The sequence below is a fragment of the Streptomyces sp. NPDC048496 genome (assembly GCF_043200055.1).
Classification (GTDB): domain Bacteria; phylum Actinomycetota; class Actinomycetes; order Streptomycetales; family Streptomycetaceae; genus Streptomyces.
Genome location: NZ_JBICXB010000001.1, coordinates 137,056 through 149,125, shown reverse-complemented (window position 1 = coordinate 149,125; position 12,070 = coordinate 137,056). Strand labels below are relative to the sequence as shown.

The following is a 12,070-nucleotide window of genomic DNA, read 5'->3' as shown; positions in this document are numbered from 1 at the left end:
GAACCTGGTACGTGCGGCTGCCGGGCGGAGGAGGGAAACAGCGCCGGGCGTTGCGGACCGACGACGACGCGGCGGATGTGCGTACCAGACCCCACGAGCTCAGCCGAATGAAAGATCCTGGTGTACTACCCCCGAGAGCCGGGCACGAGCCGAAACAGGACTGGGAGCGGGCACAGCGCAATGGGTGAGGTCTTTGCCGGTCGGTACGAGCTGATCGATCCGATCGGACGTGGTGGCGTCGGCGCCGTCTGGCGAGCCTGGGACCACCGGCGCCGCCGGTACGTGGCGGCCAAGGTGCTTCAGCAGAGCGACGCACACACGCTGCTGCGATTCGTCCGCGAGCAGGCCCTGCGGATCGAGCATCCTCATGTGCTCGCCCCGGCCAGTTGGGCCGCGGACGACGACAAAGTCCTGTTCACCATGGATCTGGTGAGCGGCGGCTCGCTTGCGCATGTCATCGGCGACTACGGCCCACTGCCCCCGCGCTTCGTCTGCACGCTGCTCGACCAGCTGCTGTCCGGACTGTCGACGGTGCATGCGGAAGGCGTCGTGCACCGCGACATCAAGCCCGCCAACATCCTGATGGAGGCTACCGGCACCGGCCGGCCGCACCTGCGGCTCTCCGACTTCGGCATCTCCATGCGCAAGGGCGAGCCCCGCCTGACCGAGACCAACTATGTGGTGGGAACGCCGGGTTACTTCGCGCCCGAGCAGATGATGGGCGCAGAGCCCGACTTCCCCGCAGACCTCTTCGCCGTGGGGCTTGTCGCGCTCTATCTGCTGCAGGGGAAGAAGCCGGATGCCCAGGCCCTCGTCGAATACTTCGCCTCGCACGGCACCCCCAGCGCCCCACAAGGCATCCCGGAACCGCTGTGGCAGGTCCTCGCAGGCCTTCTGCAGCCGGATCCGCAGGCCCGGTTCCGCACGGCCACCGGCGCACGCAAGGCACTGACGGCCGCGGTCGAGATGCTGCCGGAGCCAGGTGTCGACGACGAACCGGTGGAGGTCTTCGACCAACTCGGCCCGCTGCCCGCCGGTTTCGGCCCCGAAGGCCCGATCGCCACCCCCAGGCCGCCGTCCCCGGCCGACCACACCGCACACGCGCGCCAGGCCGCACAGCAGGCCGTGCAGCAGCCGCACACCCCACCGCCCTCCCCGATGTCGGAGACGGGCAGCTTCCATCTCGCCCCGCCTCCGCAGCAGCCGCCCACGCCACTGCCCCAGTCGGCCCCTGCCCCCACTCCGCTCCCGGCGCATACGGGTTCCCCCTTCCCTGCCGCCCCACCGGATCTCTCCCAGGCCGCGACATCCGCAGTGCGGCGCGAACCGGTTCCTACTCGTGCATACACCGCCGAGCAGCAGCAGGTTCCGCACCCCGGGGCGGGAATGTCCCCGCACTTCGCTGCGGCATCGCCTCCGGCCCACCCCTTGGCCGCCGCTCCCGCGCAGGCATCGCAGAAGCGTCCGGGACCGCCCCCGAAGGTGGCGATCCCGGTCCTGCTGGTGGCGCTGGTCTGTTTCGCCGTCGGAATCTGGGCACTGACCCAGGCCTGAGGCCTGGTGGCTGCAGCCGCTGTCACCAGGCCTGCGGGGGCCCTCCATAGGGCTGCTGCCCGGCCGCGTCACCGGCAGGACCGCCCACGACGGCCGCCGTGCGGCGACGCGCAAGCAGCGTCCACGCCCCGAGGCCGAGCACCAGCACCGCACCTGCGCCGATCCCGGCCGCGCCCACCGTCTTCATCGTGCTGCTCCTGTCGGCCTGAGGGGCGCTCTGACCGCTCCTGGCCATGTCCTTGTCGTCCTGCGTCACACCGAAGATTCCGGCGGAACCCCCGTACGGCGACGTTTCCGCCGCGTTCTCGACCTGCACCTTGAGAGTCATCGGGATCGCCTTCTCCCCGTAGGCATGAGCGACCTTCGGGCTGAGCGACACCGACAGGTAGTACCAGCCCGCGAACCGCATGGCGCTCTCGCCGGCACTGGACGTGAACCGGTTCTCGTACGCCACCGGGGGCAGCGGATCGAGCGACACCGAGGCGGGCTTGCCGGAGTACGACAACGGCGAGGCGTCGTCGACATGGCCGTGCGCCGGATTGTCCAGGGACAGTGCGAGCGCGTTGCCGACGTACTCGTCCGAGGCGCCGACACTGTTGCCGAGGTCGACGGTTGCGAAGATCTGTTGTCCCCAGTCCACCGGCACCCGGTAGAAGAGGGTCTGCCCCGGCTTGATGCCGTCCCTCCACGTGCCGGTCTCCAGGCTGGTGGCGTCGTAATAGCTCGTGCCGCCGGGCCTTTCCTCCTTCTTGGCCTGCGCGGGCGGTGACGGCGACGCCGAGGGCCAGTCCTCGGGCGCCTCGGTCGGTGCCGTACCGCCCTTCTTCAGCTTCGGCTCCGACTCGTAACGGAGCTCCAGGTCCCAGGCGTCGGGCGTCGAGGTGGCCTTGCTCTCCCGCTCGATCAGGACGTTGTACGTACCGGCGTCCTGGCAGGTGCTGCTGTCCTTGTCCGTGACCCGGTAGGCATACGCGGCGATCGGATGCGGGAACTCCGCCGCCTTGAAGCGGGCGTCCTCGGAACTGCACTGCAGGTCCCTGCTGTCCCTGATGCTGACCGTGATGCCGTCCCCGTACGCGACCTTGCCACCGGCCTTGGGTACGACCACCGCCGAGACGTACGCGTTCGTGGCGGCGTCGAGGTCGAGGCGGTAGTAGAGCTTCTCGCCCGGCTTGATCGAGCTCCTGTAGACGGATCCGGGCTTCAGGGCCGACGCGTAGGTGCTGACCTCCGCGCCCGGGACCGCCTTCGCCCCGGGGTCGAAGGCGTACGCAGCAGGCTCACCGGCCGCGTACGCCTGCCCCGGCAGCGCCGCCACCGCGCACATCACCGCGGCCGCGACCAGCGTCGCCCGGCCCCTGTTGCGCTGCCTCATCACGCGCTTCCCCTCGTCGTCTGTGTGGCCGACCTGCGGCGGCTGCGTACGAACACGAGCGCGGCGATCACCACCACGGCGCCCGCCCCGACAGCGGCCGCAACGCCGGTCCATCCTGCCCCGCCCGTACCTCCGCTGTCTCCGGCCACAGCCGAAGTGCCCTTCTTGTCGGTCCTCTTGCCCTCTCCCCTGTCCGGCTTCCCGGCGAGGACGGCGGCATGGTGCTCGGGCCCGGCCCGCTCGTCCCCGAGCACCGACACCCGCAGCACCACACCGATCTGCGCGTTCTCGGCAATCTCGGCAGCCTGCGCGCCCAGCGTCACCGAGATGGAGAACTCGCCCCCGACATGCACCGGCTGGACCGCCCCGCGGTACTCGTAGCGGTTGGTCCAGGCGACCGGCACCGAACCCATCCTGATCGCGGCCGGACGGCCGCTGTACAGGGCCGACGAGGTGAACTCGCCACCGCCGCCGACCGGGAAGCGGGCCGGTGTGAACAGCTGCGTCGCACCGTACGAGTACGTCGAGGCGACCCCCGCGACCGTGGGTTCGTTGGCGAACTCCACGTCGTAGCACACCTGCTGGCCCCAGCCCGCCGGAACCTTGTACCAGAGCGTCTGCGCCGGCAGGATCCGGTCGCGCCACACGCCCCGGCCGAGCTCCTCGGCGTCGTTGAATCCGGTGCCTCCCCGCACATCACGGGGGTTGCCGGAGGGCAGCACCGCGCTCTTGCCGCCCGCCCCGTACTCCGGCTCGGACGCGGCGGGCGTGACACCCCTCTTCAGTGGTGCCTCCACCCCGTACACGAGTTCCAGCGGCCAACGTGCGGCATCGGAACCCTTCTTGCTCGCCCGTTCCACCACCAGCCAGTAGTGGCCCGCCCGATCGCAGCTGCGGGTCCCCTCGGCGGAAGGGATACGGGCGACGGCCGAGGTCAGCGGAGTCGCGCCCTCCTTCTGGTAGAAACGCGCGGTGTCCGTCGCGCAGGAACTGTCAGTGCCGTACGCAATGCTGGTACGCAGCGCGTCGAAGGTGTCGACGGCGGCCCCGGGCTGCGGCACCGCCGTCGCCGAGAAGTCCGCCGTGGACGCGGCGTCCAGACCGACCGCGTAGTACCGCCTCTCGCCCGGGCCGATGGTGTCCAGATACTGCCCGGGTACGAGCGCGGGCGCCCGGCCGCCGGTCGCGGCGCCCTCGACCCGCTTGCCACGGAACCGGTAGCCGTCCGCCGAAAGTTGCGCTGCCCGCTGCAACTGTCTGGCCAGCGACGTGGCGTCCGGTGCGTCGTAGTAGCGGCCGTTGCCCGCCTCCGCGATGCATTCGAGCTGCTCGCGGGCTCGGCCCTTCACCTGGAAGCCCACGGTGTCGATGCGCAGCCCGATCCCGTCCTTGCCGAGCCGCTCGGCCACCTCGCAGGGCTGCGGCGTACCGCAGTTGTCCTCGCCGTCGGAGATCAGCAGGATCGTGCGCGTCCCGATGGCACCGTCCGCGGGCTCGGGAAGGTCGTTCGCGGCCTTCTGCAGGGAGAGCCCGACAGGAGTGTCGCCCCTGGGCCGCAGGTCCGCAACGGCCTGCTTCACCGCGGCCCGGTCGAGCGCCTGCACCGGGCGGACGAGACGGGTGTCCGTGCAGCCCCGGGGCCGGTCGGCGCCGTACACCCGCAGACCGGTCGGGTAGCCGTCGGGAAGACCGTCCATGACGGTGCCCACAGCGGTACGGGCGGACTCCATCCGGGTGCGGCCCGTTCCGTCGTCGTCCGCCATGGAGCCGGAGGAGTCCAGCACCATGACCAGGCTGCTGCTGCCGTCCCGAGAGGTCGTGGCCGGGGCTGCAGCTGTGCCGTCCGCAGCCGTGCCGGCTGCCGTGGCGGGCATCGCACCCGCGACCAGGGCGAGCAGTGCCCCGCCGATCCAAGTCCCCACTGCTGAAGTACGGCGATGGTTCCGTGTTCCCACCCGTGCCCCCTCGACCGGCCTACCGACCCATTTGCTCTCGCAACCTATTGATTTGCGTAGGTGAATTCAAGGGCACAGGTGTCACGGTCCCGCAACAGCACGAAGCCCCGGTCGCTCAGCGACCGGGGCCCGCACAAGGCTGTTCTGTCTCAGACACCCGAACCTGCGGGCACGGAGTCAGTCGCCTCCGTCCACAGATCCTGCTCGGCGCGATCCGCCTGGATCTGGCGGTACACGAGGAGCCCGCCGATGGCGGCCAGTGCTACCAGGAGAAGCTTCTTCACCGCGCGACCTCGTCTTTCCTTGACGTAGGGGACTTCTGCCGCCCGACTATACACACCGACCGATACCGATCAGTGACCTACCTGCGAACTGGCCACTTTTCGGGCAAAAGCGACCATCCCGCCCCGCCCCGCATCGATCCGTCCAGCCCGGTTGCACCAGACGAGTGGTGTTCATCCGAAGGTCGGTGGATCCGCGGCGTCGGTCACCGAAATCGCGAGCCACATCCACATCATCAGAAAGGTAAGCAAACCGGACCATCCGAAAGCGAGGGGCCATGAGCACCTTCAAGGCCAAGAGCATCTGGACCGCCTTCATCACCGCCTTCTTCGCGCTTCTCGCGTCGATGGGGCTCATCAGCACCCCCGCCGCGGCCACGCAGCCGAAGGCCACGACTCAGGAGCACACGGGTGCGACCGCGGCAACCGCGACCACCCCGTCGGTGCGATGGACCCTTCCGCGTGACAGGTCGCTGCCACCCACGATGAAGCAGCGCATCCGCGCCGAGGCACACGGCTCCTCACCGGCCACCAAGCACCTGCTGACGGACATGAGAGACGCCGTGGGGGCCACAGGCACCACCGGTGCCGCCCGCACCGCCCACGGGGCCCCGGCGGGGGACGCATCCCTCCTGCCACCGTGAGAGCGGCGCCACTGACGCACAGGGCCCCCGGTCCGGTTCACACCGGACGGGGGCCTTTTCGTGCGCCGGGCAGCCGGGGGCCGTCTTCGTGCCCACCATGGCGTGGCGGACGGATCCGCAGTCCGCCACGCCTTGCTTCACGGCTCCCGACGCGCGATCCCCTGCGCCGACAGGGCCGTCCCCTTGCCCCGCACTCCGATGCCCCCAGGGTGTGCGGCCCTCTCCGCGGAACCCTGCACACCCCTGCCGCGCGCGCATCCCCGTACAACCACGCACAACCTCGGAGCGGGGCGGCATGATCGACCCGGTGGGCTTCTCCAGGACCTTCGACCGCCTCGTGAAGCGGGCAGGTGTGCGGCGCATCACGGTCCGGCTTGCCCGGCACACCTGCGGCACCCTGCCGGCCTTCCTGAAGGTGCACCCCGAGGCGGCTCAGGCGACCCTCCGGCACAGCCGGATCAGCATGACCATGGACGTCTACACCCACATGGTCGGCGACGGGAAGCGCGAAGCCGTGGCGATGCCGGCCGAGCTCCTGGAAGACCCGCCCATCGGCTGACCGCAGCCGTTGATGTCAGCAGTAGATGCCAAAGACCCCCGGCCCAAGTGGGCCGGGGGTCTTCGTACTGGTGGGGCTAACAGGATTTGAACCTGTGGCCTCATCCTTATCAGGGATGCGCTCTAACCAACTGAGCTATAGCCCCGCCGCGCTGCGCGCTGACTTCTGAAGATTAGCGCACGTCGGGGCCAGTCCCAAAATCGATACCCGCAGCCCTACTCGTCCTCGGCCAGCGTGAGCTCGACACCGCCCACGAAACCGGCCGACAAGTTGTAGATGAAGGCGCCCAGCGTCGCCAGCGCGGTCGCCAGCACGACGTCGATCACCGCGATGACCGACGTGAAGATGAGGACCCGCGGAAGCGACAGGAACGACTGCACATCGAAGCCGTTGCTGTCGTTGGAGCCGGTCGCCTCGCTGATGGTGCCGCCCACGGTGGAGAAGACGCCCATGGCGTCCATCACCATCCACAGGACCGCGGCCGCCACGACCGTGCAGATGCCGAGCGCGATGGAGAGCAGGAAGCTGACCTTCATCACCGACCACGGATCGGCCTTCGCCACCCGCAGTCGCGCCTTGCGGGTACGCGGAGTGGTCCGCGCCCCCGTGCGCGGGCGACGGGCCGCCTGAGCGGCACCGACGCCCTGCACGCCGCCCTGCTGCGCGCCCTGGGATGGGCCGCCCTGCGTCCCGCCCGCGGGCGAGGGGTACGCCTGCGGCGGGTGGTAAGGCCCGCCTGCCTGCCCCGGCGCGGGCTCACGCTCACCGGGCAGCGGCCCGGTCGCGTATCCCTCGTACTGGGGCTGAGGCCCCCGGGTGTCCGTCACAGTGCCCCCTTGGGAGTCCGTGGCAGGGCCACGGGCACCGTTCGCTCCAACTCCGGAAGCGGCCGAACCGGCGCCCATGGCTCCACTCACGCTCTACTCCTCGTGCTCCCCGGCCGAAGGCGACGTGCCTTCGACAGTGCCCTCGACAGTGTTCTCTGCAGTCGCCTCGGCAGTCGCCTCGGCATCCGCATCTCCATCGACCTCTTCGGCCTCGCGGCCGGCCTCGGCGTTACGTGCGATGCCGACGACCGCGTCACGCTTGCCAAGATTGATCAGTTGGACGCCCATGGTGTCACGGCCCGTCTCCCTGACTTCATTGACTCGCGTACGAATCACACCGCCGCCGAGCGTGATGGCGAGGATTTCGTCCGTCTCCTCGACCACCAGCGCGCCGACCAGCGAGCCCCGGTCCTCCACGATCTTGGCGGCCTTGATACCCAGGCCGCCACGACCCTGAACGCGGTACTCGTCGACGGGGGTCCGCTTCGCGTACCCGCCATCGGTGGCAGTGAACACGAACGTACCGGGCCTGACGACATTCATCGAGAGCAGTTCGTCGCCTTCGCGGAAACTCATGCCCTTGACGCCCGAGGTGGCACGGCCCATCGGGCGCAGCGCTTCGTCCGTCGCGGTGAACCTGATGGACTGGGCCTTCTTGCTGATGAGCAGCAGATCATCCTCGGCCGAGACCAGCTCCGCACCGATCAGCTCGTCGTCGCTGCCGTCCTCCGTCTCGCGGAGGTTGATCGCGATGACACCGCCGGAACGCGGGGAGTCGTAGTCCTTCAGCGCGGTCTTCTTCACCAAGCCGCCCTTGGTGGCGAGGATCAGATAGGGCGCGGCCTCGTAGTCCCGGATCGCCAGGATCTCGGCGATCTGCTCGTCCGGCTGGAAGGCCAGCAGGTTGGCGACGTGCTGGCCGCGCGCGTCCCGGCCGGCGTCCGGAAGCTCGTACGCCTTGGCCCGGTAGACGCGGCCCTTGTTGGTGAAGAACAGCAGCCAGTGGTGGGTCGTCGACACGAAGAAGTGGTCGACGATGTCGTCTTCCTTGAGCTTCGTGCCGCGGACGCCCTTGCCGCCGCGCTTCTGCGAGCGGTAGTCGTCCGTCTTCGTACGCTTCACATAGCCGCCGCGCGAGATGGTGACGACAATGTCCTCCTCGGCGATCAGGTCTTCGATGGACATGTCACCGCCGAAGGGCACCAGCTTGGAGCGCCGGTCGTCGCCGAACTTCTCGACGATCGCCGCCAGCTCCTCGCTGACGATCTGCCGCTGCCGTACCGGCGACGCCAGGATCTCGTTGTACTCGTTGATCTTCGCCTGGAGCTCATCGTGCTCGGCCGTGATCTTCTGGTGCTCCAGCGCGGCCAGTCGGCGCAGCTGCATCTCCAGAATCGCGTTCGCCTGGACCTCGTCGATCTCCAGCAGGCCCATCAGGCCCTCACGCGCGATCTCGACCGTCTGGCTGCGCCGGATGAGGGCGATGACCTCGTCGATCGCGTCGAGTGCCTTGAGCAGACCGCGCAGGATGTGCGCCCGCTCCTCCGCCTTGCGCAGGCGGAACCTCGTACGCCGGACGATGACCTCGATCTGGTGCGTCACCCAGTGGCGGATGAACGCGTCGATCGACAGCGTGCGCGGCACCCCGTCGACGAGCGCCAGCATGTTCGCGCCGAAGTTCGTCTGGAGATCGGTGTGCTTGTACAGGTTGTTCAGTACGACCTTGGCGACCGCGTCCCGCTTCAGCACGACCACGAGGCGCTGGCCGGTGCGCGAGGACGTCTCGTCGCGGACGTCCGCGATGCCGCCGACCTTGCCGTCCTTGACCAGGTCGGCGATCTTCTGCGCGAGGTTGTCGGGGTTGGTCTGGTACGGAAGCTCCGTGACGACCAGGCACTGCCGGTTCTGGATCTCCTCGACCGCGACGACCGCGCGCATCGTGATGGAGCCACGGCCCGTGCGGTACGCCTCCTCGATGCCCTTGCGGCCGACGACGAGCGCTCCGGTCGGGAAGTCCGGGCCCTTGATCCGCTCGATCAGGGCGTCCAGCAGCTCCTCGTGCGAGGCCTCCGGGTGCTCCAGGTACCACTGGGCACCGGCCGCGACCTCGCGCAGGTTGTGCGGCGGGATGTTGGTCGCCATGCCGACCGCGATGCCCGCGGAACCGTTGACCAGCAGGTTCGGGAAGCGCGCCGGCAGAACCGTCGGCTCCTGGTTACGGCCGTCGTAGTTGTCCTGGAAGTCGACGGTCTCCTCGTCGATGTCCCGGACCATCTCCATGGACTGCGGCATCATCTTGCACTCGGTGTACCGCATGGCCGCGGCCGGGTCGTTGCCCGGAGAACCGAAGTTGCCGTTGGAGTCGACCAGCGGCATGCGCATCGACCAGTGCTGCGCCAGTCGCACGAGCGCGTCGTAGATCGAGGAGTCGCCGTGCGGGTGGTACGTACCCATGACGTCACCGACGACACGGGCGCACTTGTAGAAGCCCTTCTCGGGCCGGTACCCGCCGTCGTACATGGCGTACAGCACACGGCGGTGGACGGGCTTGAGGCCGTCCCGTACGTCCGGCAGCGCACGCGACACGATGACGGACATCGCGTAGTCGAGGTAGGAGCGCTGCATCTCCGTCTCGAGCCCCACGGGCTCGACACGCATGCCCACACCCGCGGCTGCGGGTTCCTCTTCAGGGGTCACAGGGGTGTTCTCGTCGGCCATTGCTGGTCAAAGTCCTTTCGAGCTGCGGCTTGCTTGGTACGGCCGACTCAGATGTCGAGGAAGCGGACGTCCTTGGCGTTGCGCTGGATGAACGAGCGCCGCGCCTCGACGTCCTCACCCATCAGCACCGAGAAGAGGTCGTCCGCCTGCGCCGCGTCGTCCAGCGTGACCTGGCCGAGCACGCGGTGGTCGACGTCCATCGTCGTGATGCGCAGCTCCTCGGCGTTCATCTCGCCGAGACCCTTGAAGCGCTGGATCGAGTCTTCCTTGATCCGCTTGCCGTTCTGCTTGCCGAGCTCGACCAGGGCGTCGCGCTCGCGGTCCGAGTACGCGTACTCGAAGTCGTCGCGGCCCCACTTGATCTTGTAGAGCGGCGGGCGGGAGAGGTAGACATGGCCGGCCTCGACCAACGGCCGCATGAAGCGGAAGAGGAACGTCAGCAGCAGCGTGTTGATGTGCTGACCGTCGACGTCGGCGTCCGCCATCAGAATGATCTTGTGATAGCGGAGCTTCTCGATGTCGAAGTCCTCGTGGACTCCGGTACCGAAGGCCGAGATCAGCGCCTGGACCTCGGTGTTCTGCAGGATCTTGTCGACCCGGGCCTTCTCGACGTTCAGGATCTTGCCCCGGATCGGCAGGATGGCCTGGTACATCGGGTTACGGCCGGACTTCGCCGAACCACCGGCGGAGTCACCCTCGACGATGAAGATCTCGCACTTCGTCGGGTCGTTCGACTGGCAGTCGCTCAGCTTGCCCGGCAGCGAGGCACTCTCCAGGAGCCCCTTGCGACGGGTCAGGTCGCGCGCCTTCCGGGCGGCGACACGGGCCGTGGCCGCCGCGATGCCCTTGCGGATGATGTCCGCGGCCTCGTTCGGGTTCCGGTCGAACCAGTCCGTGAGGTGCTCGTGGACCACCTTCTGGACGAAGGTCTTCGCCTCCGTGTTGCCCAGCTTGGTCTTCGTCTGGCCCTCGAACTGCGGCTCGCCCAGCTTCACCGAGATGATCGCCGTCAGACCCTCACGGATGTCGTCACCGGTGAGGTTGTCGTCCTTCTCGCGCAGCAGCTTCTTGTCCCGCGCGTACTTGTTGACCAGCGTGGTCAGCGCCGCGCGGAAGCCCTCCTCGTGCGTACCGCCCTCATGCGTGTGGATCGTGTTGGCGAAGGAGTAGACGCCCTCGCTGTACTGCGTGTTCCACTGCATCGCGATCTCGGCCGAGAGGAGTCGCTCCTTGTCCTCGGCCTCGATGTCGATCACCGACTGGTGAATGACGTCGCCCTTGCGGGAGTTGAGGTACTTCACGAAGTCGACGATGCCGCCCTCGTAGTGGTACGTGACCGTGCGGGCCGCTTCCTCCTCGGCGATCTCGACCGCCTCCGCGACATCCGCGCCCGCCGTCGCCTTCGCCGACTCACGCTCGTCCGTGAGCCTGATCGTCAGGCCCTTGTTGAGGAACGCCATCTCCTGGAAGCGGCGCGACAGGGTCTCGAAGGAGTACTCGGTGGTCTCGAAGATGTCGCCGTCGGCCCAGAAGGTGACGGTCGTACCGGTCTCCTCGGTGGCCTCGTTACGGGCCAGCGGCGCCGTGGGCACACCGAGCTTGTAGTCCTGGGTCCAGCGGTAGCCGTCCGTCCTGACCTCGACGGAGACGCGCGTCGACAGGGCGTTCACGACGGAGACACCGACACCGTGCAGACCGCCGGAGACGGCATATCCGCCGCCGCCGAACTTTCCGCCGGCGTGCAGCACCGTCAACACGACCTCGACCGCGGGCTTCTTCTCCGACGGCACGATGCCGACGGGGATACCGCGACCGTTGTCGATCACTCGGACCCCGCCGTCGGCAAGGATCGTGACGTCGATGGTGTCCGCGTGCCCGGCCAGGGCTTCGTCGACCGAGTTGTCGACGACCTCTTGCACAAGGTGGTGAAGTCCACGCTCACCGGTCGAGCCGATGTACATGCCAGGTCGCTTGCGGACCGCGTCCAGGCCCTCGAGGACGGTGATCGCGCTGGCGTCGTACGAGGCAGCCGCCTCGCCGCTCTCACCGGGTGTGGACAGAATGTTCTCGTTGGGGTTGCCGGAATCGGCCACGAAGCGCCCTTTCTGGCACAGCACAGGCCGTTCTCCGGGCAAGCGGGAGCGGCTGCGTCGTTCG

At 68.5% G+C, this 12,070-nt stretch carries 9 protein-coding genes and 1 tRNA gene; 3 read left to right on the top strand and 7 right to left on the bottom strand.

Annotated features, from left to right (window positions below):
- Positions 1-180 precede the first annotated feature (180 nt).
- Positions 181-1,554: a serine/threonine protein kinase gene (locus ACGFSA_RS00695; protein ID WP_393297623.1), complete on the top strand. Its 1,374-nt coding sequence runs from the start codon at positions 181-183 to the stop codon at positions 1,552-1,554.
- Positions 1,555-1,576: 22 nt separating this feature from the next.
- On the opposite strand, the gene ACGFSA_RS00690 is transcribed toward ACGFSA_RS00695, so the two are convergent.
- The 3 genes from ACGFSA_RS00690 to ACGFSA_RS00680 all read right to left on the bottom strand — a co-directional run bounded on the left by ACGFSA_RS00690 (position 1,577) and on the right by ACGFSA_RS00680 (position 5,168).
- Positions 1,577-2,929 (bottom strand): hypothetical protein, encoded by a 1,353-nt coding sequence (locus ACGFSA_RS00690; protein ID WP_393297621.1) that lies wholly within the window; start codon positions 2,927-2,929, stop codon positions 1,577-1,579.
- On the bottom strand, positions 2,929-4,803 hold the full coding sequence (locus tag ACGFSA_RS00685; protein WP_393298345.1) for a VWA domain-containing protein: 1,875 nt from the start codon (positions 4,801-4,803) through the stop codon (positions 2,929-2,931). The genes ACGFSA_RS00690 and ACGFSA_RS00685 overlap by 1 nt, the downstream gene beginning before the upstream one ends.
- 230 nt (positions 4,804-5,033) lie before the next feature.
- Positions 5,034-5,168, bottom strand: coding sequence for a DLW-39 family protein (locus tag ACGFSA_RS00680; RefSeq protein ID WP_003958712.1), 135 nt, complete (start codon positions 5,166-5,168; stop codon positions 5,034-5,036).
- 275 nt (positions 5,169-5,443) lie between these two features.
- On the opposite strand from ACGFSA_RS00680, the gene ACGFSA_RS00675 reads away from it, so the two are divergent.
- Positions 5,444-5,809, top strand: a complete 366-nt coding sequence (locus ACGFSA_RS00675) for a DUF6344 domain-containing protein (RefSeq protein WP_393297618.1) — start codon at positions 5,444-5,446, stop codon at positions 5,807-5,809.
- Between the two features lie 295 nt (positions 5,810-6,104).
- The gene (locus ACGFSA_RS00670) at positions 6,105-6,368 is read left to right on the top strand and encodes a hypothetical protein (protein WP_393297615.1); all 264 of its coding nucleotides are present in this window, start codon (positions 6,105-6,107) and stop codon (positions 6,366-6,368) included.
- A 68-nt stretch (positions 6,369-6,436) separates the two neighbouring features.
- Here ACGFSA_RS00670 and ACGFSA_RS00665 read toward each other — a convergent pair.
- From ACGFSA_RS00665 to gyrB, 4 genes are all read right to left on the bottom strand, one after another.
- Positions 6,437-6,513: transfer RNA gene (locus ACGFSA_RS00665), tRNA-Ile, on the bottom strand.
- 70 nt (positions 6,514-6,583) lie between these two features.
- Positions 6,584-7,195: a DUF3566 domain-containing protein gene (locus tag ACGFSA_RS00660; protein WP_393297612.1), complete on the bottom strand. Its 612-nt coding sequence runs from the start codon at positions 7,193-7,195 to the stop codon at positions 6,584-6,586.
- A gap of 93 nt (positions 7,196-7,288) precedes the next feature.
- Positions 7,289-9,913 carry a DNA gyrase subunit A gene (gene gyrA, locus ACGFSA_RS00655; RefSeq protein ID WP_393297609.1) on the bottom strand — a complete coding sequence of 875 codons (2,625 nt, stop codon included), beginning with the start codon at positions 9,911-9,913 and terminating at the stop codon, positions 7,289-7,291.
- A gap of 47 nt (positions 9,914-9,960) precedes the next feature.
- Positions 9,961-12,030 (bottom strand): DNA topoisomerase (ATP-hydrolyzing) subunit B, encoded by a 2,070-nt coding sequence (gene gyrB, locus ACGFSA_RS00650; RefSeq protein WP_393297606.1) that lies wholly within the window; start codon positions 12,028-12,030, stop codon positions 9,961-9,963.
- Positions 12,031-12,070: the final 40 nt, after the last annotated feature.